This is a genomic window from uncultured Olsenella sp. (assembly GCF_959602185.1).
GTDB lineage: Bacteria > Actinomycetota > Coriobacteriia > Coriobacteriales > Atopobiaceae > Olsenella_I > Olsenella_I phocaeensis.
Genome location: NZ_CAUGRZ010000004.1, coordinates 155,576 through 181,258, shown reverse-complemented (window position 1 = coordinate 181,258; position 25,683 = coordinate 155,576). Strand labels below are relative to the sequence as shown.

Here is a 25,683-nt window from a genome sequence, read left to right as displayed (position 1 = left end):
GTGCAGGTACTGGTCATAGGGCAGCACCGCGTGGCTTTCCGCACCGAAGAAGTTGACGTACCACACGTTGACGAGGCCCATGAGTGCGACGACGTTCTGCTCGAGCGGGGTCTCGCAGAAGTAGCGGTCGAGATCGTTGAAGCCCACCAGGAACTCCCTGAAGCGCTCGGGACCGAAGGCGACGATGAGCGAGAGGCCCACCGCGGCATCCACGGAGTAGCGGCCGCCGACCCAGTTCCAGAAGCCGAAGGCGTTCTGGGGGTCGATGCCGAACTCGGCGACCTTGTCGAGCGCGGTCGAGACGGCCACGAAGTGCTTCGCGATGGCCTCCGCCTCCTGCTCGGGCGAGCCGTCGATGGCCCCGCTGGCACGCAGGCCCTCGAGCATCCAGGCCTTGGCCTCGCGGGCGTTGGTCAGGGTCTCGAGCGTGGTGAAGGTCTTGGAGACGACGATGACCAGGGTGGTCTGGGGGTCCAGCCCGCGGACCTTCTCGGCCATGTCGTTGGGGTCGATGTTGGACACATAGCGCACGCTGATGCCCGCGTCGGCATAGGGGCGCAGGGCCTCGTAGACCATGACCGGGCCCAGGTCTGAGCCGCCGATGCCGATGGAGACGACGTCGGTGATGCGCTTGCCCGTCACGCCCTTCCACTCGCCCGAGCGCACGCGCTCGGCGAAGGCGTACATGCGGTCGAGGACCTCGTGGACGTCAGCCACCACGTCCTGCCCGTCCACGACGAGGCTGCCCTTCTCGGCCTCGGGACGACGGAGCGCGGTGTGCAGGACGGCGCGGTCCTCGGTGGTGTTGATGTGCTCGCCGGCAAACATGGCGGCGCGCCTCTCCTCCAGCCCGACAGCCCTCCCGAGCTTCGCGAGGAGCTTGAGCGTCTCGTCGTCCACGAGGTTCTTGGAGAGGTCGAAGTGTAGGTCGTCCAGGTCGAACGAGAGCTTCTTCACGCGCTGGGGGTCGTTGGCGAAGGACTTCTTCAGGCTGAAGCCGCTCGTCACCAGCTTGTCGTGATGCTCCTGGAGCGCCTGCCACTCGGGGGTCTGGGTCGCGTCAATAGGTGCGGGAACGCCTGCCATGTCTGCTCCTTTGTTCGCCATGAGAAGAACCCTGGACACACAGCTAGCGTAGCGCAAACGGAGGGGTCGGACGTCACGTTTGGCAGATGCTTGGGAACGCCTCGACCCCGCGCCAACCCGATACGAGGGCGAGAGGGACGAGCTTCCGCCATAGCACCCCCGCCAGGAACCACGAAGCACGCCGTCGCCGACGGCCCTGGGCTAGTACGGCTCACCCAGCGGCGGCAACTTCTTGAGGCGCGCCCACATGAGCTGCTTCTGGCGACCGTCCCCCAGGGAGGCCGCAAACTCCCCCAGCGCCATGACGCGCATGCCCAGGACGTGGGCCACGACGCCCTCCTCGAGCATGGCGGCATCGAAGTCCGGCAGCCCTGCCAGCTCTGTGGCGTAGGCGGCGCGCAACGCCATGGCGGCGACGCCGTCCACCGCTATGACCGTCGCGGGGTCCAGCACGCAGACCGCCTCGCGCAGAAGCGCCGCGTCCAGCGGCGCTGTCGAGCCGAGGCCCACGGCGCCCAGGGCCACCCAGTCCTCCGGCGCGTATCCCAGCGCCGCCAGCGCCGCGCGCAGCGCCTCGCCGTCCGCACCACCCAAGAGCGGCCCGCCGGCGAGCTCGTCCCCTGAGAGGGACCCCTTCACAAAGAGGCAGGACGAGAAGGCGTTTCCGGACATGTTTACGTCGCGCTCGGCGAGGGATGCCAACTCGAAGCGCTGCTTGCGCAGGTAGGCATCCCGTCTTAGCTCGCGCTCGCCCCTCATTGCCCGCCTTCCGTCACCGTTTCCACACTTATCGATTCTACTGCCGGCATGCCACCGCTATGGGGTATAAGCCGCCCAGAGAGCAAGCGCCGCAAGGCACCCTACACAAGGAGAGACAACAATGGCCAACGCTATCACCAACGCCGAGTTCGACTCTGTCCTCGCCAACTCTGACAAGCCCGTCCTGGTGGACTTCTGGGCCTCCTGGTGCGGCCCCTGCCGCGCCCTGGGTCCCGTCGTCGAACAGGTCGCCGACGAGCTGTCCGACAAGATGGTCCTCTACAAGTGCAATGTCGACGACGAGGGCGAGCTCGCCCAGCGCTTCCAGATCGTGAGCATCCCCACCCTGATCCTCTTCAAGGACGGGAAGCCCGCCCACACCATGGTGGGCAACATGCCCAAGGCTGACCTCCTGAGCGAGCTCAACGCCAACCTCTAGGCCTTTTGAGAAGGGCAGCCCCTTGGCGGCCCGAAGTAATACCCTTGGAGGCGGACGCCCACGCGTCCGTCTCTTTTTGTCTCTGGCTGGAGGGTCCACATGGGCGAGCGCGTCAGTAAAACCTTCGACCTCTTCGGGCGCCTCGTGCGCAAGAACCTCTGGACCATAGTCCTCATCCTCGCCGTGGTGGGCTTCATCGCACTGCTCGAGGAGGTGCACGAGGACGGGCTCCTCGCCCTGGACGGATGGGCCTACTACCTCGTCGTGCTCCACATGAGGAGCGAGTGGCTCACTCCCATAATGCAGTCCATATCCGAGCTCGCGCTTCCCGTCGTCCTCGTCGTCATGCTCCTAGTCGTCGAGGCCTTCGCCCCCGGAAGGCGTCCCGGCCTCTGCGCCGCGGTCAACCTTGCTCTGGCGCTTGCGCTCAACCTGGTGCTCAAGGAGCTCGTGCAGCGACCCCGGCCCGAGGGCTACCGGCTCATCGCGGAGTCCGGCTATAGCTTCCCCTCCGGCCACTCCATGGTGGCGATGGCGTTCTACGGGCTCCTGGTGTGGATGGTCTGGCGCTACGAGGGGGACCGCTTCGTGAAGGTCCTCTGCATGGGCGGGCTCTCGCTGGTCATCGTCGCCGTCGGCCTGAGCCGCATCTATCTGGGCGTCCATTACGCATCGGACGTGATTGCCGGATTCTGTGTGTCCATCGCCTGGCTCTGCGCGTACACCCGCATCTTCGTGCCCATGTTCCTGCCTGAGGGACATGGGCCGGAGCGTCGGGCGGCGCAAGAGCCATAGCCCCCGGCACCCAGCCGGCAACGGGAAGCTCGCACCTCTCGCCCCTTCCAGGCGAGAGGTGCGCCTCATCCTGGCTCGGAATCGCTCACAGGCCTACGATCTCTGCCTTGAGCAGTCTGCCGTCCTCCGCGACGATCCTGCCCATGGTCGGGCCGCCGCCACGGGGCAGGCTGGGGCTCCCCGGGTTCATGACCAGGACTCCCGTGCGGGAGTCTCGCTCCAGGAGGGGGCGGTGCGTGTGTCCGCAGATGGCGACGTCGCAGACCTCGAGGTCGAGTCTCTCCTGGTAGTGGCAGACCTGCCAGCGCAGGCCGCTGGCGAAGAAATGGGTGACGTTGCCCACGAAAGGGCCGTAGTCGTAGCCCCAGTCGTTGTTGCCCTTGCAGAGCTTCAGGGGGGCTATCCGCTCCAGGCGGCGCGCGTCCGCCGTCGAGCACATGTCACCGGCGTGCACTATAACGTCAGCGCCCTCAAGTGCCCGGAGCAACTCTGCGGAGAGGTGGCCGTGGGTGTCAGAGACTATGTCGTAGCGCATGGAACTCCCGTCGGGTCCGTCTTGTCGGCGGCCTAGATGCCCAGGGCGCGCTTGAGCGCGACCACGCGGCGGCGCGAGACGGGGATCTTCTTCTCGGGAATGCCCTTGAGGCCCAGCTGCAGGATTCCGCTGGAAATGACCTCGACGTCCTCCACGTGGTCGAGGTTCACGATGTAGCCGCGATGCACCCTGAAGAAGCCGTGGGGCACGAGCCTCTGCTCGAGCTTGGCCAGGGAGATGGTCGAGAGGAAGCGGTCCTCGTCGGTGTAGATGCAGGAGTAGTCGTCCTTCGCCTCGATGAAGCGAATCTGGTCGACGGGGACCAGCACCTTGCGTCCGCCCTTCTCCACCGGAATTCGCTCGATGGAGACGCGGGTGCTGGGAGCGGGCTTGAGACGCGCCTCGACCTTGTCGAGGGCCTGGAAGAGGCGATCGGTCTCTACCGGCTTCATGAGGTAGTCGACCGCGTCGACGTTGAAGGCGTCCAGCGCGTACTCGCTGTATGCGGTGACGAAGACCACGGCAGGCGGGTTCTTGAGCTTCCTCAGCGCCTCGGCGAGCTGCATGCCAGAGGTCTTGGGCATCGAGATGTCCAGGAAGAGCACATCGGGATGGCGCTCGACACCCTCCTTGCTGCGCACAAGTGCCTCGACGGCCTCGCGCGCGCTGCTCGCCTCCTCGACGGACTCGACCCTCCCGGTCTCGTCCAGGAGGAACCTGAGCTCGGAACGGGCGGGAGCCTCGTCGTCTACGATCAGAACGTTAAGCATGCAATCAGCCAACTTTCTTCCGCCGGCGGCGGTAACCGAATGCCTACGAATACCAAAATGACCACGTCAGGGCCCAATTCACCATCTTACGCCTGTTGGCGCTAGCCCGCGCCCCCTGTAGGCGCGGCTCCCACAAGCCGCAGCGTGACGCAGGTGCCCGCACCCTCACGGCTCATGATCTCGACCCCCGACCCCATGCCGAAGAAGCGCTCGATGCGCTCGGCCACGTTGCGCAGGGCGATGCCGGTCCCCTTGTCGCTCTGGGACATGCCCCTGCCCTCGGCGCTGGCCTCGAGCAGTCCGTTGGCGACCTCCTCGCTCATGCCGAGGCCATCGTCGGCGACGGCAATGAGCACGTCTCCCCCGTCCGAGACAACCTGCACGTCGATGTGGAGCGGTCCCTCGTCGCTCATGGCGTGGCGCACCGCGTTCTCCACGATGGGCTGCACGAGGAAGCCCGGAACCCGCACCTTACCGCATCCGGGCTCGACGCGCTCGGTCTCGACGATACGGTCGTCGCCGAAGCGCGCCTTCTCTATCTTGAGGTAGCGCCTGGTCTGCTCCAGCTCCTCCTCGAGGGGGATGAGCTGCTCGGAGCTCTCGAGCGTACGACGATAGAAGACGGCGAACTCGCGCAGGAGCTCGCGGGCGCGGGAGGGGTCGGTCCTCGTGAGCGACGCCATCGTATTGAGCGCGTTGAAGAGGAAGTGCGGGTTGATCTGGGCCTGCAGGGCCTTGACCTCGGCACGTGCCGTGAGCTCCGCCTGGCGGTCGAGCTCGTAGGCAGAGAGCTGCGTAGAAAGGAGCTCCGCGAAGCCGCGCGCGATGGCGAGCTGGGTGCGGTCCACGTCCCGGCCGTGGCGGTAGTAGAGCTTGAAGGTCCCCACGGGTCGGCCCGCCACCTCGAGCGGCGCGATGATGCCCACGGGAAGCACCTGCTCGCGGGCATCGCGCGAGAGCCCGACCTCCATGTCGGCCCATTCGTCCCAGTCGAGGTTGGTGAAGGTCTGCACGTGTCCGCTGGACAGGACCTCGCGGGTGGGGTCGCTGTTGGGGGCACCGACCTTGAATCCCGAGAGGTCGTCGCCCACGAAGGCGATGGTCCGCCTGTCGTCGCTGATGGCTATGGCCGATGCCGTGGTCTCGGGAAGGACCAGCTGGCAGACGGCCATGGCGCTCTCGGGGCTGAGGCCGGCGGACATCTGACGCAGGGTCCCGGACGCGACGCGCAGGGTCCTCTCGGTCGCCTGCGACCTCAGGTCGTCCGGTGCCATGAGGGCGGAGCCGCCCGCCACGATCACGACGGCGAGGCCCGCACCCGCGACGACCGCCGCGGTGATGTTGCTCACACCGATCCCCCAGCCCAAAAGCACCAGGAGCGCGAGCGACGACGCCACCAGGAGCGTGTTCACGAGGAGCCTGAAGTGCGCCATCACGAACCTACGCATGCGTGCCGCCATCCTGCGCCACGGGGGTTCCACTATGGACGAGACGCCTGGCCAGCAGCGCGTCCTGCCAGAGCGTCCCCATGATCTTTGGCCAATAGGTCTGGAAAGCGAAGTAGCTCGAGCAGTGGCGGTCGGCCCAGGCGCGCGCCTTGCGACGGCCGCGCAGGAAGATCTTGAGGTAGGCCATGCGCTCCGGGCCCGCGATGGCGCGCAGGAGCGAGGTCAGCGCGATCCTGTGGCTCACCTCGGGAGAGACCCACTCGCTGGGGTACGGCCTGAGGGACTCCGGACGCACCTGGCGGAGGCCGATGCTCGAGTTGGCGAAGCGCAGCTTGGCGACCTCGTACTCCCAGCGATAGACATCCTGCAGGAAGCGTGCCGCGCGCGAGGGGCACTCGGGCGGCAGGTGGCGCACCCTCCATTGGTTGTCGAACCACACGTCCAGGCCGTGCATGCGCAGGTCGAGCAGGTAGTCGAGGTCCTCGCCCCTGGGAATGACCGGGTCGAAGGCCACGTTGCAGAACGCCTGCGCCGCGACGGCGAAGCAGCCGCCGCAGACGTAGTTGGAGCGAGAGATGCGCGTACCCGTCTGCGCACGGTGCATCCACTGGTTGAACTCCACGCGCTTGGCCCAGTGGCGGTCCCGCCAATGCGGCTTGGAGACGTCCGCGTAGGGAGAGCCCGAGCGGTCCAGGAAGTGGCCGCTCTTCGCCATGATGGGAAGTCCCTGCCGGTTGTCGAGCCCCAGGCCGAAGAGCGCGTCGATGAGGAAGTTCTCGTCCAGGGCCACCTCGTCGTCGTCCAGGAAGACCACGACGTCGTGTCCGAGCACGGCGGCGACGGCGAGCCCCATGTTGCGGATCGCGCCGTAGCCCCTGAGCGAGACGCTCTCCCTGTCCATCTTCGGCGCGATGGCCTCCACGGCACGAGTGACCAGGTCGGCCTCGCGCTGGTCCACCACCAGGGGGTTGAGCCTTGGGTGGGACCGGCAGATCGCGTCCACGCGAGCGCGGGCGCCCTCCGCGCAGGAGCGCGGCGCCACCAGGAGAACCACGACCCTCAAGACCCCGCGGACCGCATCGAGCGAGGCGAGGCAGGTCTCCAGCTCGGGCAGGGGCTTCGCTATGGGCGTCGCATGATCGTACGCACCGACCCGCCCGATTTCGAGCGGCTCGTCCTGCCAGGTCCAATAGGAGGGTATGACCACGACCGGATTCAAGGGCTACGCCCCCTCCGTCGCCGTCGGGGCAGCCTCGTCCTGCAACAGACGCCGAGGAAGCGGGCTCGCGAGGAGCGCCCTGAAGAGGGGCAGGCCCAGGGCATAGACCACCAGGCCCTCACCCAGGCCACAGGCGACGAAGCCAAAGAGGTACATGGCAGGATAGGCGCCGTCCAAGGCGATGGACGTGAAGGGGATGGTATAGAAGCCCAGACCCTGGAGGAGCAGGGGCAGGTAGGCGGGGACTATGAGGGCGTTGGCCAGGACGGGCCCCAGGACGGCCACGGACGGGCGGGAACGCAGCCTCCAGGTGACGAGGGCGCCCAGGGTCGTGGCCAGGGTGCCGAACACCACGTCCAGAAGGCCCAGGAGGCCAGTCCCGGAGAGCGCGATGTTCGCAATGTTCGCGATGGCGCAGCCCAGGGCAAGGCCGGGAACGGCGTCCGCGGTGAGGAGGGCCAGGACGCAGACCGCCTCGGAGAGCCTGAGCTGCACGGGCCCCCACGAGAGGCCGCCCAGGAAGGCCATGCAGACCAGGGTCAGCGCGGCATACAGGCCGGCGATGGTGGCGATGCGCGTGATTCGGGTGGGGGTGAGCTGCTTCTTAGTTGAGTTGGGAGAAGCGAACAACGTGGAGCCTCCTTCTGTGGGCGTCTGGCCCGTCGGTAGCAAGTGCCAGTCCATTCTACCCTCACCCACGGTTCGGGCCCCCTGGGCGGGCAGCTCGTGCGGGCTCCTTGACATGGGCGCCCGGCCACAGCATCATGGCGGGGCCGGCGGACCAGAGGGGCTGCGCCGCATCGGATGTCAAAGGGACGGCTGGGTAATGTCAGGCATTCAGGAGGAACTCTCCGCCTCGCAGATCGAGGAGTCCGTACGCATCGCGAACCGAAGGGAGCATCCCGGCAAGCTGCGCTTCTTCGCCACGCTCAACCTGGGCATCTTTTTCACCTCGCTGGGAGTCGAGCTCTTCAAGTCGCCCAACCACTTCGCCCTCGGCGGCACCTCGGGCATGTCGATCATCCTCGCGACACTCTTTCCCGGGCTCCCCGTGAGCGCCTTCATGTGGGTGATCAACGCCATCCTGGTCGTCTTGGGCCTCGTGTCCCTCGACCGCAAGACCATGGGCTGGACGGTCTACACCTCCTTCGCCCTCTCGGCGTACATCAGCCTCCTCGAGCTGCTGCTGCCCATGCCCCACCCACTCACCGACGACACGCTCCTCGAGCTGATCTTCGCGGTCCTCCTCCCTGCGGTGGGAAGCGCCATCGTCTTCAACATCGGCGCCTCCACGGGAGGAACAGACATCCTGGCCATGATCTTGAAGAAGCACACCTCGCTCGAGATCGGCAAGGCGCTCATGGTGGTGGACTCCCTTATCGTGGCCGCCGCCGCCGTCATCTACGGCCCACGGACGGGGCTCTACTGCGTGCTGGGACTACTGGCGAAGGCCTTCTTCGTGGACGTGTTCATCGAGAGCATAAACACGCTCAAGGTCTGCACCGTGATCAGCCGCAACCCCGACGAGGTGCTCCGCTTCATAGTGACCGTCCTGCACCGCACGGCGACCGTCCGCAAGGAGTGGGGTGGCTTCAGCGGGCGGGAGGAGCGCGTGCTGGTGACGGTGCTCAGCAGACGCGAGGCCACCAAGCTCCGCAACCAGCTGCGCAGGTCTGACCCCAGCGCCTTCATCACCATAGTGAACAGCTCCGAGATCATCGGCAGGGGCTTCCGCGGCGTCTGACGGACGCCCGCGCGCGGTAGCCCTCCGTCAGGAGCCCTGGCCCAGTCTGCGCGCCTTCCGGAGCAGCGTCCCGTATCCCTCGAGGAATCGCTCGCCCAAGGGACAGGCTAATCCCTCGGGCAGGACCACCCCATGCTCGTCGGACACCACGAAGGCCTCGTCGAAGGCAAGTCCCCCAGAGCGGACCTCGTCGAGGAGGCCCGCCCTGCGCTCCACCGAGATGCCAAGCGTGCGGGCGAGGTCCTCCACGAGCGAGGCCGTCCCGGAGGGGACGCATCCCTCCCCCAAGCCCCAGACGAGACCTCCGTCAACGACCGACCATATGGTCTCGGGCGCGACGTCGGTCTGGTCCGCCTCCCTCTCCGCGAGGTCGGCACGGGCCAGGAGCGCGGGCAGTCGGCGGTCCGTCAGGGGCTCGTAGGGACCCACCGTCATCGCCGCCCTGCCGCGCTCGTCCACCATCAGCATGAGGACGCCATTGGGATGCTCTGCCGCCCCGGACGCGAGGGTCCACTCTATGTGCTGCTTTGCCCAGGCCACGAGCTTGTCGTCCAGGGGAGCGTCCCCCAGGTGGCGACGGCTCAGGGCACGGAGGTGGCGGTTCTCGAGGGGGAGGGTCGCCCCCGCGAGGCGCCAACGGCAGACGAGCGCGGGCTCGCCGAGCATGAAGTCGCTGTCGTAAGGCTTGGTTTCGGGCATGTTCGTCCCTTCTCGGGTGGCCGCTCCTGACGCGGGCCAGCAACTCGAAATGATATGGTCCTGGGACGCCACATCTCAAGGCCCAGGGGAGGAGAACGCAGAATGTCGCGGCTCGCACGGGAGAACGTCGCCTATCGTCCGTTTGAGGAGAGGGACTTCGACGCGGTGGCAGGTCTCTACCAGACGCTCTGGTGCGCCGGGCTCGACGAGCGCGTCGCGGCCAGGGCCGGACAGCTTGCCGCGGCGACGTACCTCTCCGCCTCGTCCCTTGGCCTCGTCGGCTGCGTGGGGGAGGACGTCCTGGGCGTCGTGCTGGCGCGCGATGGCTTCGGGCGCAGGGCGCCGCGCTGGGAGGGCCGTCGCAAGGAGCTCTTGGCAGAGGCCGAGGGGCTCGGCCTGGCCCGTGAGTTGGGGTCCGCGCTCACCATCGACCGCAGCGAGTTCTCGCTTGCGGCGGACTACTCCCGCAGGGGAGGGCGCTTCTCCCAGGCGCAGATGACGCTCCTTGCCGTGAGCCCCGAAGCGCACGGTCTGGGGATGGGCAGCGGCCTCTTCGACCGCATGTCATCCTTGATCGCGCGCGCCGGTGCCCCGGGCTTCTTCCTCACGACCGACGACGAGTGTGACTGGGGCTACTACGAGCACCGGGGGCTGAGCAGGATATCGTCACACGAGGTGGTCGCGGACGCCGACGGCAATGTGATTCGGGTCTATCTCTACGGATGTGACCTGACGTAGGCCTCATGCGTCCCGCTGACGCGCGGGGACCCGCACAGGAGGAGGGACCGCGACGAATCGCGACCCCTCCTTGCGTTCGGGCGATGATGCCGGCGCCGTGTCCTAGGCGGTAATGCGGGTGCCCGAGAGGCCAGCCATGGCCTCGGCGGCCTTGTCCAGGGAGCCGATGATGCAGACGCGGCCGGGGCGGCTCTCGGCGAACTTGATGCCAGCCTTGACCTTGGGCTCCATGGAGCCCTTGCCAAACTGGCCCTCCTCGACGTACTTCTTGGCCTCCTCGACGTTGATCTCCTCGAGATCCTTCTGGTCGGGCTTGCCGAAGTTGATGGCGACGTGGTCGACGGCGGTCAGCAGGACCAGGACGTCGGCGTCGCAGTCCTCGCCGAGGAGCTCGCCGCCCATGTCCTTGTCGATGACCGCGGCAACACCCTTGTAGGCGCCCTTGTCGCGATAGTCGCGGACCACGGGAATGCCGCCGCCACCGCAGGCGATGACGATGAACTGGTTGTCGAGCAGGTTGAGGATGCTCTCGTACTCGACGATTTTCTTGGGCTCGGGAGAGGCGACGACGCGACGGTAGCCGCGGCCAGAGTCCTCGACGAAGGTCATCTCGGGATGGGCCGCCTTCTCGGCGTCAGCCTGCTCCTTGGTCAGGAAGGCGCCGATGGGCTTGGTGGGGTTGCGGAACGCGGGGTCGTCGGGGTCGACCTCGATCTGGGTGACCACGGAGGCGACGTGCCAGCGCTTGTAGGCCTTGTGCATGGAGGCACCGATGGCCTGCTGCAGGTGGTAGCCGATGTAGCCCTGGGACATGGCGCCGCACTCGGGCAGCGGCATCTCGGGGGTGCCGATGGCGTCGTGGGCGGCGGCGAAGGCGTTCTGGATCATGCCGACCTGCGGGCCGTTGCCGTGGGTGATGATGATCTCGTTGCCCTGCTCGATGACCTTGAGCAGCGTGGGGGCAGCCTCGCGGACGCGACGGATCTGCTCCTCGGGGGTGTCGCCGAGTGCGTTGCCGCCGAGTGCGATGACGACGCGGTTGGGCTTTCCGGGGGCCTTGGACATACTTCTTTCCTCCTTGTGTGCTGAGTTCTGCCTGGCGTGGTTCCAGATGCGTCAGGAACGGGCTCGTGGCTCGTAACGTATCGAATGGTAGTCCGTATCGAATCTACTTTATTTAGAAAATATATGCACTCCCCAAACGGTAGGTTTTTCTCTACCAGAGGGGGACCGTTGGCGGGGCAGGAGACGTTTTCCCACATATCTCTACCGCAGCTATGGTGCCAGCCTTGCTCGTCCTAGCTGCGACTATCTGGATGCGGACAAGATGCTGCCCACAAGGGCCGACCCCCGCTTCGCCTCCTTGGCACCCAGCCTTGTCCGATGGATTCAAAGTATTGGATATATTCTCTTTTTCTTTCTTTCTTTTCTATATGTGCAAATGGGCCGACCGCCGCAGGGGGACGGGACACGGGCCCGCCCCCCTGCGCTACGATTCTCGCCATGAGCACAGACGTCCGCACAGCACCCCACGGCAGCGCCGCCCATGGCGTGGTGGGCCGCTTCGCCCCGACCCCCTCGGGGCGCATGCACCTGGGCAACGCCTTCTCGGCCCTCATGGCTTGGGCCTCCGCCCGCTCCGCGGGGGGCCGCATGGTGCTGCGCATCGAGGATCTCGACCCTCGGGCGCAGGACAGTCGTCGCAGCGAGCTGCTCATGGACGACCTCCGCTGGCTCGGCCTCGACTGGGACGAAGGCCCGCACTTCCAAAGCCAAAGGACCGAGGTCTACCTCGGGGCGTTGGAGGAGCTGTGCCAGAGGGGGCTCACCTACCCCTGCTTCTGCAGCAGGTCAGAGCTGCACGCCGCCACCGCGCCCCATGCCTCGGACGGCACCTACGTCTATTCGGGAACATGCAGGGACCTGTCCGCCGAGGAGGTCGCACGGAGGTCAAGGGAGAGGCCCTCCGCGACGCGGCTGCGCGTCCCCCGTCGTGGGGAGCCCGATGCCAGCATCGCCTTCGAGGACCTTGGCTTCGGACGGCGCGAGGAGAGCCTGGAAAGCGAATGCGGGGACTTCCTCGTGCGCAGGAGCGACGGGGTCGTGGCCTACCAGCTGGCCGTCGTGGTGGACGACGCCCTGATGGGCATCAACCAGGTGGTGCGCGGCCGAGACCTGCTGGGGTCCGTGGCGCGGCAGACCTACCTCGCGCATGTCCTGGGGCATGAGGCACCGACCTTCGGACATGTCCCCCTCGTCGTCGCCCCCTCGGGGCGCAGGCTCTCCAAGCGCGATCGGGACCTCGACCTCGGCGCCCTCCGAGCCTCCGGCGTCAAGCCCCAGAGGGTAATCGGCGCTCTCTGCCAGGGCGTCGGGCTTGCCGAGCCTGGGGAGGAGCTTGCGGCGGACGAGCTCGCGCGGCGCTTTTCCTGGGACGCGATACGAAGCCACCGGGACGACCTGGTGGCAGACGCGCTTGCGTAGGCGGCGAACGGGCCACCCATCCGCTGGGGGGCCAACCCTTGGTCGCCGCGAGGAGAGCGGGCTCGCCAACCACCGCCCATGACAACGTTTCCACAGGCCAGACAAATATCCCGTCCCCGTTGTGACGCGAGCCCGTTGTGGGGTATCATGCTCTAGCACCTCGAACGGAGAGCTGACCGAGAGGCCGAAGGTGCTCGCCTGCTAAGCGAGTATAGGATGCAAATCCTATCTGGGGTTCGAATCCCCAGCTCTCCGCCAGATTCTGCTGCCTGGGACGCGACGCGTCCCAGGCTTTTTCTTTATTTCCGGGCATAGACTTAGAGGTGCATCTACACAAAAAGTTTTCTAGCTTCTACCAGGCATTTCTTGTGTTCTCCTAAATATTTCAAGATTCTCGCTTGACTCATGGTGGTGGGGATGGCATTCTAATTCCTGCAACGCGGCGTTACCTCAGCTGGATAGAGGGTCTGACTACGAATCAGAACGTCACAGGTTCGAATCCTGTACGCCGCACCAGCGAATGTAAAGCCACCTGCTCGGGCAGGTGGCTTTTTTCATGCCCTTCCACATGCCACCCGCAAGCTACCCCATGACAAGTTGCCCGCTTGCCTATGCATCGAGGGCGAGGCGGAGCTCCTCCCCACTGGGCCTGAAGATCACGTAGCCCGAACGTTGGGCCTCGTAGGCATAGGGAAGGCCCGCCCTATCCATCGCGTCCTCCAGGTCGAGAAGGCAGTGGCCCTCCTCGAAGTAGCGGGCCAGAGAGACCGTGGTGCCTTCGCCCTCCGTTCCGCCCAGCAGCTCCACGAGCCGCCCGACGAGCCCCTTCTCCACCAGAATCCTGTGCCTGTGGAGGGGCATGCCGAAGACCGCACTCGTCACGGGCCCCATGCTGCGTTCCGCTATGGAAATCTGCCCTGCGGACTCCTCGTACAAGTGATGGCGCTCCTCCTGGCCCTCCTGACGGCTGTGGAGCAATTCTCTTCTCGGCCTGCGCATTCTCTCCCCTTCTCTCGCCCTGCCCCCATTGTAACAGAACATATGTTCTGTTTTATCGAGCGGGTCGGGCGGGGGAGGAAGAGACGCCCCGAAGGACGCCTCTCGACCTCATGCATGTCCTTCCGATGCTACGCCTCGGGCTTGATGACCTCCACGCCGCCCATATAGGGCACGAGCGCCTCGGGGATGGTGATGCTACCGTCGGCGTTCTGGTAGTTCTCCATGATGGCTGCCATGGTGCGCCCGACGGCAAGCCCCGAGCCGTTGAGCGTGTGCACGTAGCGGGTGCCCTTGAACTCGGAGGGGTCACGGTAGCGGATGTTGGCGCGACGAGCCTGGAAGTCCCAGCAGTTGGAGCAGGAGGAGATCTCCTTGTAGTTGTCGTAGCTGGGGAGCCAGACTTCGATGTCGTAGCACTTGCGGGCGCTGAAGCCGATGTCGCCGGTGCAGAGGGTGACCACATGGTAGGGAAGGCCCAGGGTCTGGAGGCAGAGCTCCGCCTCGGCGACCATGCTCTCGAGCTGGTTCATGGAGTCCTCGGGCTTGGCGAACTTGACCATCTCCACCTTGTCGAACTCGTGCACGCGGATGATTCCGCGGGTGTCGCGGCCTGCAGAGCCCGCCTCCTCGCGGAAGCAGGGGGTGAAGGCCGTGTAGAGCAGGGGGAGCTGGCTCGCGTCGAGCACCTCGTCGCGGTGGATGTTGGTGAGCTGTACCTCGGCCGTGGGGATGAGGTAGAGGTCGGGGCGCACGTGATAGAGGTCCTCGTCGAACTTGGGCAGCTGGCCCGTACCAAAGAGGGAGTCATGGTTGGTGATGACGGGGGGCCACCACTCCTTGAACCCCGCCCTGTCGTGCATGTCGATGAAGAAGTTGATCAGGGCCCTCTCCATGCGGGCCCCCATGCCGCCCAGGAGGTAGAAGCGGGCGCCGGCGAGCTTCACGCCGCGATCGAAGTCAATCATGCCCGTCGACGGGCCGAGGTCCCAGTGGGCCTTGGGCTCGAAGTCGAACTCGCGCGGGGTGCCCCGGCGACGGACCTCCGGGTTGTCGGAGTCGTCCTTGCCATAGGGGACGCTGGGGTCGGGGATGTTGGGTATGGCGGCCACGAGGTCGAAGAGCTCCTTGTCCAGCGCCCCCCTGCGCTCGTCAAGCTCGGCGATGCGGCTCTTGCCCGCGGCGACCTTGGCCTTGGCCGCCTCGGCCTCCTCGTGCCGGCCCTCGCGCATGAGCTGGCCAATCTGCTTGGAGGCGGCGTTGCGCTCCGCCTGGAGCGCCTCCACCTCCACGATGGTCTGGCGGCGCTCTTCGTCCAGCTCGAAGAAGCGCCTGCGGTCCCAGTGGGCGTTCTGCCTGGACTCGCAGGACCTATCGATGGCGTCGGGATTCTCCCTGACGAACTTGATGTCGAGCATGTCGTTCCCCTCATGGTCTGGATTCTTTTGGGTTCGGGTGCGGCGCCCCAACCCCTGGCGCGAGGTCGCGCACGTATCGCAAGTATATACTTGTGCTGCTTTTGGACGAGCGCGCGGCACGCAGGGCCGCGCATGCTATGGAAAGGGCACGTCATGGACTTCTTCAGCTGGCTCTTCGGGACGCGCCCGGGCGTGTTGGCCCTCATCCTGGGCGGAATCGTCCTCTTCCTGATCATCTCCCTCGTGCTCGAGCGACGCACTCGTGCCCTGTACAAGAACCACAAGAAGTCCGAGGGCGACTGGGACCTCTTCGACTTCGACGAGGATGACTCGGAGAGCGGCTGGAGCGACTTCGAGGACGACAACAAGTAGGCACGCCCGACCTGACGCAGACCCACGGGGGAGATGGGCATGCCCCTCTCCCCCGACTCCTTGTCCTTTGGTGGAGATTCGAGCGGCGACTCCGGGCACAAAAAAGCCCCGGACGAAACCGGGGCCAAGCGATCATGGTGCGGGCGAAAGGACTTGAACCTTCATGAGATTGCTCTCATACGGACCTGAACCGTACGCGTCTGCCAATTCCGCCACGCCCGCGTAGGCATGGATTCTACTACCACCTTCCGATGGCGTGCAACAGAAATCTGCCCTCGTTTCGCAAAAACCGCCGCCGCGGCGCGTTGGGCGCTAGAATGGGTAGACACGGATGGCTCTTGAGCACAGCAGCTAAATCGAAACGAGACCCGAGCCATGGCAGACACGCTGGGAGCCAGGGGTGCCTCTTCGGCACCATACGGCCAGACATACGAGCAACAGACGCGCGACCAGCTCCTGCTGGGGCGTTACCGCGTCATGCACCCGGGCACCGTCGGTGGCTTTGGCACGGTCCTCACCTGCTGGGACACCCGCCTCCAGCGCCGCGTCGCCATCAAGCGCATGCCGCTCGTAGCCCAGGGGACGGGCGCCGCGGGCACGTCCACGGTGATGGAGGCCCTTGCGGAGGCACGCACCTCCAGCATGCTGGCCCACCCCAACATCGTCACGATGTTCGACTTCGAGGCCGACCGCCACTGGGCCTACCTGGTCATGGAGTACGTGGACGGCCTCACCCTGTCCGAGCTCCTCGCGCGGGTGGAGGGAGGGACCCTCACCAACGACGAGTGTGCCCACCTGGTGAGGTCCGTCGGGGACGCCCTGGCCTTCGCGCACGAGAACGGCGTCCTCCACCTGGACATCAAGCCCACCAACATAATGATCGAGCGCTCGGGGACCATAAAGCTCTGCGACTTTGGCATGGCGACGCTCGCCTCGGCGACCGGATTCGGCGACGCGCGCGGCGGCACCGTGGGCTACATGCCCCCCGAGCAGATCGAGGGAGGGCTCGTCGACGAGCGCAGCGACATCTTCTCGCTCGCGGTGGTGGTCTGGCAGTCCCTCACGGGCGAGAGCCCCTTCGCGGCGCCAAGCGCGGAGCTCTCGCTCAAGAAGATCGAGAAGGGCCCCAAGACCACCCTCGCCAAGCTCGACCCCAGCCTCGCCGGAATGGCCGACGAGGTGATGCGCCAGGCGCTGAGCCCCAGTGCCGCCGGCAGGGTCCCTACCGTCGAGGCCTTCAGGGACGAGCTCTCCTTCGCGCTGGGAGACGCCGAGGCGGGCGCCGAGTCGCTGCGCGCCCTCATGGAGCAGGATGCGGACGAGGGCGGGGCGGGCTCCCTAGAGCGGCCCTACGAGGAGCTGCCCCTCTCGTACCGCTACCCCTGGCTCCCGCAGCTCGTCACGCGCACGGGCTGCTCCTTGGCAGCCCTCGCCGCGACCTGGGTGGCCCTGGGCGGGGTCGAGTTCGCGCAGGCGTCGTGGAGGCTGTGGCTGGCGCTTGCCTGCGCCGGACTGACGGCGGCCTGGACCCCTCTAGGCGGCCTCCTCTCGACGCTCTGCCTCTGCGCCAGCCTCTTCGACCAGTCCACGGTCACGGGCCTTGCCCTCCCCATGGCGCTGGCGCTCGCCTTCCTCGTCTGGTGGGCCCGTCAGGGGAGAAGGGACCCTCTCGGCAGCCTGACCCTCCTCCTCCCCTCCCTGGCCCAGAGCCCGCTGGCGGGACTCCCCCTTGCGGCGGCCGTCCTCGGACCACCCCGCGCCGCACTCGCCACGGCTGCGGGCTGGGTCTTCGCCCACTGTCTCATGAGCTCGTGGCGACTCGGCTTCGACGCGCCCGCGGTGGCGCGCTCCCTCTTCGACCTGGCTCTCCGGCCCAGCTCCTGGCTGGTCCTGGCCGGCGGCGCCGCGGTCGCCGGGCTGGCCTCGCTGCTCGCCCACTGGAGGGAGGCCCCCACCGCCCAGTACCTGGCGCAACTGCTTGCCCTTGGCGGCTCCGTCGGTGTCAGGGCAGTCGCCGCGCGGATGGAAAATGGGGGCACCTGGGTGGCCCCGAGCTGGTCGGCCACCGCCGTTGCGGTAGTCTGTTGTGTGATTTTGTGTCTTGCCGTCAGGCTGAATGGCCCTATTCCCGCACCCAAGGGGGCTGGTGAGTTCCATGAATCTGCTTAGGACCTTCGAGAGCCGCGTGAGCGACGCCTTCGGCGCCGGCGCGTCGGGAAAGCCCGCCCCGTTCTCGTTCAAGAAGCTCGCAAAGCGCGCCGCGCGGGCCATGGAGGCGGAGACCTTCCGGATCGACGGAGTGGACACCGCACCCGCCCTGTACACCATCCTCGTCGCCCCCGCGGACGACGCGGTCATGAGGCCACTGTACCGCGAGCTCACCGACGAGGTCTGCGGCTTCGTCGAGGCGCAGGCGGACGCCAAGGGCTACGCCTTCGTGGGCAGGCCCCTCGCGCGCTTCATGGTCGACCCCTCCCTCAGGGCAGGGCGCTTCGCCGTGTTCGCAGAGAACGTCGACTCCCACACCCTGGGCCGCCTGAGGGAAGAGGAGGAGGCCTTCGTCAAGGGGTCCTCCGGCATCGGCGGCGCGGCGGCGCGTCCGGCCCAGCCCGCGCCACGCAAGGCAAGGCCCGCCGAGCCCAGGAAGGCGGCGCATGCCGAGCCCGCCGAGCGGCTCGAGGCCCAGGTGCCCTCCTGGGAGGAGATCCAGGCACCCGCAGCCGAGGAGTTCGCCCCCCTCGTCGCACCACTCGCGGGCGACGCCTCGGCCGGCCTCAACGTCCTCCCCACCGACTTCGTGGACGACTCCGTGCAGGAGGCGGGAGTCGCGGCCGAGGACGTGGCACCCGCATCGCCCGCCATGGACATCCCCCCGACCGTCCGTCGCAGCGTCCCCCTCGTCAACCCCCAGCGTGCCCAGACGTCCCGCGAGCTTCCGGAGGAGGGTCCCAGCTGCCTGCTCATCGACCACCAGAGCGGACGCACCTACACCGGCGGCTCGCCGGTCACCATCATCGGCAGGGAGCGCACCCAGGGCGGCATCGTGCTGCGCGACCCCAACGTCTCGCGCAGGCACGCCGAGCTAAGCTACGACGGCCACGACTGGCGCATCGCCGACCTTGGGTCCACCAACGGGACCAGGGTCAACGACATCGACGTCGACAGCTGCATCCTGAGGGACGGCGACCTCATCACCCTGGGCCTCATGAACCTTGAGTTCAGGGAGAGCCGCGCATGATAGACCTCGTCCTCTTTGGCGGGCGCATCGCGCTCGTCATCCTCCTCTACCTCTTCCTCTTCGCCGTGATGAAAACGGGCATAGGCCTCGTCCGCGGCCAGAGGCGCGACTCGGCCATCTGGTCGGTCGACGTCGAGAAGGGCGAGAGGTCCCTGCGCGGCCTTCACGTGGACATGCTCGGGCCCGTCATCGTGGGGCGCTCCCCCTCGTCCGACATCGTGATCGACGAGCCCTTCGTCTCGTCCTCCCATGCCCGCTTCACCCTACAGGGGCCGGCTCTCGTGCTCGAGGACCTCAACTCGACCAACGGAACCCTGGTGAACGGCCACCCCATAGCCCAGCCCGTGACCCTGCGCGACGGCGACGAGATCCAGGTTGGCAACGCCGTCATGCGCGTGAGCCGCCGATGAGCCCGTTTCCCCTACATAGGGACGAGCTCGAGCGAATCCTCCGCGGCGATGGCCGGGGCGGGACGGCCCAGCCCGTCAACAGCCCCGGTCACGACACCGTCGCGGTGGGGTCGCGCGAGGGCAGCGAGTCCAAGAGCGGGTCCACGACCAAGCTCTCGTGGGGTTCGCGCACGGACATCGGCCTGGTGCGCGCCCACAATGAGGACTCCTTCCTGGTGCAGCCCCCCGCCTTCGCCGTGTGCGACGGCATGGGCGGACACGCCGCCGGCGAGGTGGCGAGCTCCATAGCCGTAGAGACCATCGGCTCCAAGCTGCCCATCCATGCGGACGACGTGCTCCTCGGCGCGGCCGTGGAGGCGGCCAACCTCGCCGTCATCCAAGGAGCGGCCGAGGGGCTGGGCAAGCCCGGCATGGGCTGCACGGCATCCTGCGTCCTCGTGGAGAACGGAAAGATGGCCATAGCCCACGTGGGCGACTCGCGCATCTACCTCCTGCACCACGGAACCCTCGTCAGGCTCACGCACGACCATTCCTACGTCGAGGAGCTCGTCGACGCGGGGGAGATAACCGCCGACGAGGCACGGGTGCATCCCTCCAGGTCCGTGATCACGCGCGCCCTGGGCTCCGACCCAGACATGTACGCAGACCACTTCACCCTGGACGTCACTGCCGGAGACCGCGTCATCCTCTGCTCCGACGGCCTCTCGTCCATGGTCGAGGACTCGGAGATCGAGGCGATCGCGGTCTCGTCCCCCCTGCCACAGATGGCGGCCGACAACCTGATGTCTGCCGCGCTCGCCGCGGGCGGGCACGACAACGTGACCATCGTGGTCGTGGACGTGACGGACGACGGCATGGTCGAGGCGCACTTCCACCGCCGCCGTAGGGTCGCCATGGGAATCGTCGGCGTACTTCTCGCCCTCGTCGTGGTCCTCGCCGCGCTGGGGGCGGAGCTCGTAGGCAGCTCCTGGTACCTGGGCGACAACGATGGGACCGTGGGCATCTACCACGGCATGGAGGGCAGCTTCCTGGGAATCCCGCTCTCGAGCCTGGCCGAGACCTCCTCGGTCAAGACCAGCGACCTCCCCCTCGCGATCCAGGACCGCCTCAGGGGCGGCATCCTGGTCAACAGCGAGGAGGAGGCCCGCGAGGCCATAGAGGGCTACCGCGACCAGATCGACTCTGACAAGAGCTCCGCCGCCGTCACCGCCGACCGCAGCACGGCCGGCACCGAGGTCTCGAGCCCGCAGGAGATACAGGCCGCACCAGAAGAGGGCGGCGACTCGGGGTCGTCGGGCAAGGGTGGTGAGTGACGTGGCAGAACGCCATGCGAACACAAGGCGCAACACGGAGCTCCTGCTCCTCGTCCTCGGGGCCGTCCCCGTCGTGCTCCTCTATGCCATGTACATAGCAAACGCACAGGCCGCCGTGACCCTGGGTTCCCTCGCGCTGCCCATCGGGCTCTTCGCCGCCTTCGCAGTGGCGCATGTCGCCATCAGGATCTATGCCCCCGGCGCCGACCCGGCGATCCTTCCCATAGTGTTCCTGCTCTCGGGCGTGGGCATCACCTTCGTGTCAAGGCTCGCCCCCGACCTCGCGGGCGGACAGGTCATGTGGCTCTTCGTCTCCGTCGCCGTCATGGTGGCGGTCCTCGTCGCCGTGCCCAGCGTGGACGCGCTCGCGGAGTACAAGTACACGATGGGGGTCGCGGGCGTGGCCCTCCTCCTGCTGCCCATGCTCGTGGGCACCGAAAAGGGCGGCTCCAAGCTCTGGCTCCAGCTGGGTGGCCTCTCCTTCCAGCCCGGAGAGATCGCCAAGGTGCTCGTCGTCCTCTTCCTGGCCGCCTACCTGGCCGAGAACCGCGAGCTCCTCTCCGCGTCGACCCGCAAGGTGGGACCGCTCTCGCTTCCCCACCCCCGTATGCTCGCACCCATGTTCGTCATGTGGGGCGTCTCCTTGCTCATCGTCATCTTCGAGCGCGACCTGGGCAGCGCACTGCTCTTCTTCACCTTCTTCGTGATCATGCTCTACGTATGCACGGGACGCGTGAGCTACGTGCTCGCCTTCCTCGTCCTCCTGGCCGTGGGCGGGGCGCTCTGCTACGCGCTCTTCAGCCACGTCCAGACGCGCGTGCAGATCTGGCTCGACCCATTCAAGGACCCCAGCAACTCGGGCCTGCAGATCGTCCAGTCCCTTTACTCCCTCGCCGACGGAGGGCTCACCGGCGCCGGCATAGGCAAAGGCCTGCCCAAGCTAATCCCGGTGGTCGAGTCCGACTTCATCTTCTCCGCCATCGGAGAGGAGATGGGTCTCCTGGGCGGTTCGGCCGTCCTCATCTGCTATCTGCTCCTCGCCGTGCGGGGATTCGCCACCGCGGCCCGCGCCAAGTCGGACGTCGCCGCCTTCACGGCCGTGGGTCTCACGGCCGCCCTGGTGTTCCAGGCCTTCCTCATCGTGGGAGGCGTGACCAGGCTGCTCCCCCTCACGGGCGTGACCCTGCCCTTCATGAGCCAGGGGGGCAGCTCTCTCCTCGCAAGCTTCGTGATCGTCGCACTGCTCCTCAAGACCGGGGACGAGGGCACGGGTCGCGAGGCCATGGTCCAGGCCTCGGGAACCGGCAAGGTCGCGTCCGTCGAAGCCCCGTCTGAGGTCGTGCACGGCTCCCATGCGCACGGACGCTTCGGCATCCTCACCCCCGAGTCGGGCGTGCTGGGCCGCGTCGCCCTAGGCAACCGCCTCGTCAGGCTCCTCGCCGCCTTCTCGCTCATGTTCGTCGCCCTGGTGGTGAACCTGAGCTATGTGCAGGTCGCGAAGGCCGACTACTACCAGTCGCTGCCCAACAACAATCACACCATCGCCAAGAGCGCCAAGGTGCAGCGCGGGGCCATCATCACCTCCGACGGACAGACCCTCGCCGAATCTGCCCCCCAGGAGGACGGCAGCTACGTGCGCCGCCATCCCCTTGGCGCGCTCGCCGCGCACACCGTGGGCTACCTCTCCACCCGCTATGGCGCGACGGGCGTCGAGGCGTCGATGAACGAGGCACTCACCGGAAGGGCCGACTACTCGAGCTGGAAGTCCGCGCTCTTCTCCATGGCCGGAATCGCCAACCCCGGGTCGTCGGTGGTCCTCACCATCAACTCGCAGATGCAGCGCGCCGCCGAGTCGGCGCTCGAGGGCGAGAGGGGCGCCATCGTCGTCCTCGACCCCTCGACGGGGGCCGTGCTGGCGAAGGCCTCCGCGCCCTCCTACGACTACGACAGCATCGAGGAGGTCATGACGTCGGACGGCAGCGGGGGCTCCCTCATGGACCGCTCGACGCAGACCCTCTACACCCCCGGGTCCACCTTCAAGGTGCTCTCGCTCGCCGCCGCGCTTGACTCCCAGAAGGTGACGCTCGACACGAGCTTCCCGGCTCCCGCGAGCATCTCAATCGGCGGGGCTGACATCACCAACGTCGACCAGGAGGAGTGGGACTCCCTCACGCTCAAGGAGGCCCTGGCCTTCTCCGCCAACACGGTCTTCGGCCAGCTGGGCCAGGAGCTCGGCGGGAAGCTCCTCGTGAGCTATGCCAAGGCCTTCGGCTACGGCAGCAAGATCGGCCAGGACTTCTCAACCATTGCCTCGCTCATGCCCGACCCCGCCGAGATGAGCGAGTGGGAGACTGCCTGGGCCGCCGTGGGACAGCCCGTGGGCATGCACGACAGCCCGGCTGGCCCCCAAACCACCGTCATGCAGAACGCCGTGATGGCCGCGGCCATCGCCAACGGCGGCATAGCCATGAACCCCTACCTCGTGGACCACATCCTGAGCCCCGAGGGAACCACCTCCTCGACGACGCTGCCCAAGGCCCTGGGCCAGGCGGTGTCCGCCCAGACGGCGGCCTCGGTCAAGGAGGCGATGCTCCAGGTGGTCGAGGGCGGAACCGGCACCGCGGCGCGCGTGAGCGGCGTCAAGGTGGCAGGCAAGACGGGCACCGCGGAGGTCAGCTCCTCGGTGGCCAACTCGCTCTTCGTCGGATTTGCCCCCTATGACCAGCCAACCCTGGCCATATCGGTCTGCATCGAGGGGTCCGAGGACAACGACGTGCAGGGCAGGGCTGCGAGGGTGGCGGGCAAGGTCCTCGCCTCCTGCCTGAGCGTCCAAGCGGCGGGGGCGAACCTCTAGGGGCCTGGGGGTGCGGCAGGCGAGGGCGTTGCCTGCCTCGAACGTGGTAAGACGGCGCGGGTGCTGCCGCGCATGCGATGGGAGAGATGATGTCAGACAGGGTGCTAGGCGGACGCTACACGGTCCAGGACAAGATTGGTGCCGGCGGCATGGCCGTGGTCTACCGCGGGTTGGACGAGGTGCTGGGCAGGACCGTCGCCATCAAGACCATGCTGCCTCAGTACGCGGGTGACGCGTCGTTCGCCGCGCGCTTCAAGCAGGAGGCCCAGGCGGCCGCGGCGCTGCAGAGCCCCTACATCGTCTCCGTCTATGACTGGGGGCGCGACGGCGACACCTACTACATCGTCATGGAATACCTCCGCGGGACCGACCTCAAGAGCGGCATCCGCAGGCATGGCGCCCTGGACGGCAAGAAGGTCGCCCAGGTGGGCTCGCAGATTGCGCAGGCGCTCTCCGTCGCGCACCGCCACGACATCATCCACCGCGACATCAAGCCGCAGAACATCATGGTGCAGCCTGACGGCAACATCAAGGTGATGGACTTTGGCATCGCGCGTGCCAAGAACAGTCATCTGACCACCGACAACTCAGTGCTGGGCACAGCCCACTACGTCTCTCCCGAGCAGACCCAGGGCAAGGAGCTCGGCCCCACGACGGACATCTACTCGCTGGGCATCGTCATGTACGAGGCGGCCACGGGCAAGGTGCCCTTCGACGGGGACGATGCCATATCGGTCGCCCTCAAGCAGGTCAACGAGCAGCCCAAGCCGCCCAGCCAGCTCAACCCCAGCGTGGACAGCGCGCTCGAGGGAATCATCCTCAAGTGCATGCAGAAGGACCCTGAGGCACGCTTCCAGACGGCGGACGAGCTCTACCACGTCCTGCGCGACTACCTCGCTGGCAGGATGCAGGCGGTGAGCAGCGCCACGGCCACGACGGCGATTCCGACCACACCAGTCATGGCACCCCTCCAACCCGTCAACAGCACCCAGTCCATCCCCCGCATCCAGGCCAACGGGCACGGCCGGCCCCGAAGCGCGACAGAGCAGGCGCGAGAGAAGGCACAACGCGAGGCACACGGCCGCAGGCGCAAGCTCGTCTTGGGAACCGTCTTCGTCACCCTGGCGCTCATCGCCGCCATCGTCGCGATAGCCAGCCTCCTCACCAACCGCAACGCCACCGCAAGCGTTCCCAACCTGTCCAACCTGACCGAGGAGCAGGCTCTTGCAACCATCGACGCCTCGGTTTTCGAACGGGGCACGGTCAAGGAGTCCTACAGCTCCACCGTCGCATCTGGACTGGTGATGGACCAGAGCCCCGACGCAGGTCTCGAGAAGGCGCGTGGCACCCAGATCAGTATCGTCATCTCGAAGGGCCCCGAGCCCGCGGCGGACGTCGTGGTCCCCGATCTCAAGAACCTCTCGCCCTCGGAGGCGGAGCAGGCCCTTGCCAAGGCGAACCTCGTGGGCCAGGCCGGCGACTCCGTCTATAGCAGCGAGGTGGAGGTGGGCAAAGTCGCGCAGCAGAGCATCGCGGCCAACAGCACGGCCAAGGCAGGTGACACCGTAACCTACCAGCTCTCGAAGGGCGTCGAGACCGCCGAGGTGCCCGACGTCACGGGCTACAGCGAAGAGAGTGCGAGGAACACGCTCCAGAACAGCGGCTTCGGCGTGAGCGTCCAGCGCAGCTCGAGCAACAGCGTCGAAGAGGGCGAGGTCATCAGCCAGTCTCCCACCGGCACCGCAGAGAAGGGCGGCACCATCACCATAACGGTCTCAACGGGACCCGCCGACAAGAACATCCCCAGCGTGGTGGGCTACAGCGAGGACGGGGCGCAGAGCGCCCTGGACAACGCGGGCTTCCTCGTCAACACGACCTACGCCACGAGCCCGAGCGTCCCTCAGGGCAACGTGATCAGCCAGTCCCCCACCGGCAGCGCGAAGGCAGGAAGCACCGTGACCATCGTGGTCTCCACCGGGTCCGGCTCTGGCACGAATGGAGCGGGCGGGGCGGATGGTGGTAGCTCTGGCAAGAGCAGCGGCACCTCCAGCTCGACCGAGACGAGGTAGGCGTCGCCAACGGACGGTGCGAATACCCCCGCATCCATCCATCTGGGTGCGGGGGTTCCCTTGTCCGTCCGACCACCAAGGGCACGAGGCGGACGAGACAAGAAGAGGCCTCGTACCGCAGTGCGTGCGATACGAGACCTTGTTCTCTGGTGACCCCGATTGGATTCGAACCAACGACACCAGGTTTAGGAAACCTGTGCTCTATCCCCTGAGCTACGGGGCCGTGCAAAGGCATTCTACCATCACCTAGCCGCAGGCGCAGCACAAAGCTTCACGTCTCGCAGTAATTGCGGTGTG

General features: G+C 66.9%; 22 protein-coding genes, 4 tRNA genes and 1 pseudogene. 14 read left to right on the top strand and 13 right to left on the bottom strand.

Annotated features, from left to right (window positions below):
* Positions 1-1,086: pseudogene (locus tag Q5923_RS04680) on the bottom strand (glucose-6-phosphate isomerase); the annotation flags it as partial.
* 201 nt (positions 1,087-1,287) lie between these two features.
* Positions 1,288-1,845, bottom strand: a complete 558-nt coding sequence (locus Q5923_RS04675) for a hypothetical protein (protein WP_009278326.1) — start codon at positions 1,843-1,845, stop codon at positions 1,288-1,290.
* Positions 1,846-1,966: 121 nt separating this feature from the next.
* On the opposite strand from Q5923_RS04675, the gene trxA reads away from it, so the two are divergent.
* Both trxA and Q5923_RS04665 read left to right on the top strand, forming a co-directional pair.
* Complete coding sequence (gene trxA / locus Q5923_RS04670; RefSeq protein WP_009278325.1) at positions 1,967-2,284, top strand: thioredoxin; 318 nt, start codon at positions 1,967-1,969, stop codon at positions 2,282-2,284.
* Positions 2,285-2,383: 99 nt separating this feature from the next.
* Complete coding sequence (locus Q5923_RS04665; protein WP_009278324.1) at positions 2,384-3,079, top strand: phosphatase PAP2 family protein; 696 nt, start codon at positions 2,384-2,386, stop codon at positions 3,077-3,079.
* Between the two features lie 85 nt (positions 3,080-3,164).
* Here the strand turns inward: Q5923_RS04665 and Q5923_RS04660 are convergent, their stop codons facing one another.
* From Q5923_RS04660 to Q5923_RS04640, 5 genes are all read right to left on the bottom strand, one after another.
* The gene (locus Q5923_RS04660) at positions 3,165-3,614 is read right to left on the bottom strand and encodes a metallophosphoesterase family protein (RefSeq protein ID WP_009278323.1); all 450 of its coding nucleotides are present in this window, start codon (positions 3,612-3,614) and stop codon (positions 3,165-3,167) included.
* 32 nt (positions 3,615-3,646) lie between these two features.
* Positions 3,647-4,384, bottom strand: coding sequence for a LytTR family DNA-binding domain-containing protein (locus Q5923_RS04655; protein ID WP_303132444.1), 738 nt, complete (start codon positions 4,382-4,384; stop codon positions 3,647-3,649).
* A gap of 101 nt (positions 4,385-4,485) precedes the next feature.
* Positions 4,486-5,832, bottom strand: coding sequence for a sensor histidine kinase (locus Q5923_RS04650; protein WP_009278321.1), 1,347 nt, complete (start codon positions 5,830-5,832; stop codon positions 4,486-4,488).
* On the bottom strand, positions 5,825-7,051 hold the full coding sequence (locus tag Q5923_RS04645; RefSeq protein ID WP_303132442.1) for a glycosyltransferase: 1,227 nt from the start codon (positions 7,049-7,051) through the stop codon (positions 5,825-5,827). The genes Q5923_RS04650 and Q5923_RS04645 overlap by 8 nt, the downstream gene beginning before the upstream one ends.
* Before the next feature lie 3 nt (positions 7,052-7,054).
* Positions 7,055-7,681 carry a QueT transporter family protein gene (locus Q5923_RS04640; RefSeq protein WP_009278319.1) on the bottom strand — a complete coding sequence of 209 codons (627 nt, stop codon included), beginning with the start codon at positions 7,679-7,681 and terminating at the stop codon, positions 7,055-7,057.
* Positions 7,682-7,877: 196 nt separating this feature from the next.
* Here Q5923_RS04640 and Q5923_RS04635 point away from each other — a divergent pair, with 196 nt between their 5' ends.
* A complete protein-coding gene (locus tag Q5923_RS04635) occupies positions 7,878-8,795 on the top strand; it encodes a YitT family protein (RefSeq protein WP_303132439.1) in 918 nt (305 codons plus the stop codon).
* A 27-nt stretch (positions 8,796-8,822) separates the two neighbouring features.
* Here Q5923_RS04635 and Q5923_RS04630 read toward each other — a convergent pair whose 3' ends face one another.
* On the bottom strand, positions 8,823-9,494 hold the full coding sequence (locus Q5923_RS04630) for a hypothetical protein (RefSeq protein ID WP_009278317.1): 672 nt from the start codon (positions 9,492-9,494) through the stop codon (positions 8,823-8,825).
* A 102-nt stretch (positions 9,495-9,596) separates the two neighbouring features.
* Between Q5923_RS04630 and Q5923_RS04625 the strand changes: the two genes are divergently transcribed.
* The gene (locus Q5923_RS04625) at positions 9,597-10,232 is read left to right on the top strand and encodes a hypothetical protein (RefSeq protein WP_303132437.1); all 636 of its coding nucleotides are present in this window, start codon (positions 9,597-9,599) and stop codon (positions 10,230-10,232) included.
* Positions 10,233-10,334: 102 nt separating this feature from the next.
* On the opposite strand, the gene arcC is transcribed toward Q5923_RS04625, so the two are convergent.
* Positions 10,335-11,297, bottom strand: coding sequence for a carbamate kinase (gene arcC / locus Q5923_RS04620; RefSeq protein ID WP_303132435.1), 963 nt, complete (start codon positions 11,295-11,297; stop codon positions 10,335-10,337).
* Positions 11,298-11,735: 438 nt separating this feature from the next.
* On the opposite strand from arcC, the gene gluQRS reads away from it, so the two are divergent.
* From gluQRS to Q5923_RS04605, 3 genes are all read left to right on the top strand, one after another.
* Complete coding sequence (gene gluQRS, locus Q5923_RS04615; RefSeq protein WP_303132433.1) at positions 11,736-12,716, top strand: tRNA glutamyl-Q(34) synthetase GluQRS; 981 nt, start codon at positions 11,736-11,738, stop codon at positions 12,714-12,716.
* A gap of 166 nt (positions 12,717-12,882) precedes the next feature.
* Positions 12,883-12,974: transfer RNA gene (locus Q5923_RS04610), tRNA-Ser, on the top strand.
* Between the two features lie 181 nt (positions 12,975-13,155).
* A tRNA-Arg gene (locus Q5923_RS04605) sits at positions 13,156-13,232 on the top strand.
* A 93-nt stretch (positions 13,233-13,325) separates the two neighbouring features.
* On the opposite strand, the gene Q5923_RS04600 is transcribed toward Q5923_RS04605, so the two are convergent.
* Both Q5923_RS04600 and serS read right to left on the bottom strand, forming a co-directional pair.
* Positions 13,326-13,652, bottom strand: a complete 327-nt coding sequence (locus tag Q5923_RS04600; RefSeq protein ID WP_009278313.1) for a hypothetical protein — start codon at positions 13,650-13,652, stop codon at positions 13,326-13,328.
* Positions 13,653-13,843: 191 nt separating this feature from the next.
* Positions 13,844-15,130 carry a serine--tRNA ligase gene (gene serS, locus Q5923_RS04595; RefSeq protein ID WP_303132431.1) on the bottom strand — a complete coding sequence of 429 codons (1,287 nt, stop codon included), beginning with the start codon at positions 15,128-15,130 and terminating at the stop codon, positions 13,844-13,846.
* A gap of 153 nt (positions 15,131-15,283) precedes the next feature.
* Here serS and Q5923_RS04590 point away from each other — a divergent pair, with 153 nt between their 5' ends.
* The gene (locus tag Q5923_RS04590; RefSeq protein WP_009278311.1) at positions 15,284-15,502 is read left to right on the top strand and encodes a DUF6724 family protein; all 219 of its coding nucleotides are present in this window, start codon (positions 15,284-15,286) and stop codon (positions 15,500-15,502) included.
* 135 nt (positions 15,503-15,637) lie between these two features.
* Here Q5923_RS04590 and Q5923_RS04585 read toward each other — a convergent pair.
* Positions 15,638-15,724: transfer RNA gene (locus tag Q5923_RS04585), tRNA-Leu, on the bottom strand.
* 153 nt (positions 15,725-15,877) lie between these two features.
* Here Q5923_RS04585 and Q5923_RS04580 point away from each other — a divergent pair.
* From Q5923_RS04580 to pknB, 6 genes are all read left to right on the top strand, one after another.
* Positions 15,878-17,671, top strand: a complete 1,794-nt coding sequence (locus Q5923_RS04580) for a serine/threonine-protein kinase (RefSeq protein ID WP_009278310.1) — start codon at positions 15,878-15,880, stop codon at positions 17,669-17,671.
* Positions 17,658-18,740: a DUF3662 and FHA domain-containing protein gene (locus Q5923_RS04575; RefSeq protein WP_303132429.1), complete on the top strand. Its 1,083-nt coding sequence runs from the start codon at positions 17,658-17,660 to the stop codon at positions 18,738-18,740. The genes Q5923_RS04580 and Q5923_RS04575 overlap by 14 nt, the downstream gene beginning before the upstream one ends.
* A complete protein-coding gene (locus Q5923_RS04570) occupies positions 18,737-19,150 on the top strand; it encodes an FHA domain-containing protein (RefSeq protein ID WP_009278308.1) in 414 nt (137 codons plus the stop codon). The genes Q5923_RS04575 and Q5923_RS04570 overlap by 4 nt, the downstream gene beginning before the upstream one ends.
* Positions 19,147-20,463, top strand: a complete 1,317-nt coding sequence (locus Q5923_RS04565) for a Stp1/IreP family PP2C-type Ser/Thr phosphatase (protein ID WP_303132426.1) — start codon at positions 19,147-19,149, stop codon at positions 20,461-20,463. The genes Q5923_RS04570 and Q5923_RS04565 overlap by 4 nt, the downstream gene beginning before the upstream one ends.
* Before the next feature lies 1 nt (position 20,464).
* Positions 20,465-23,317 (top strand): FtsW/RodA/SpoVE family cell cycle protein, encoded by a 2,853-nt coding sequence (locus Q5923_RS04560; RefSeq protein WP_303132424.1) that lies wholly within the window; start codon positions 20,465-20,467, stop codon positions 23,315-23,317.
* 89 nt (positions 23,318-23,406) lie between these two features.
* The gene (pknB, locus tag Q5923_RS04555; RefSeq protein ID WP_303132422.1) at positions 23,407-25,386 is read left to right on the top strand and encodes a Stk1 family PASTA domain-containing Ser/Thr kinase; all 1,980 of its coding nucleotides are present in this window, start codon (positions 23,407-23,409) and stop codon (positions 25,384-25,386) included.
* Positions 25,387-25,533: 147 nt separating this feature from the next.
* Here the strand turns inward: pknB and Q5923_RS04550 are convergent.
* Positions 25,534-25,609 (bottom strand) — tRNA-Arg (locus tag Q5923_RS04550).
* Positions 25,610-25,683 lie beyond the last annotated feature (74 nt).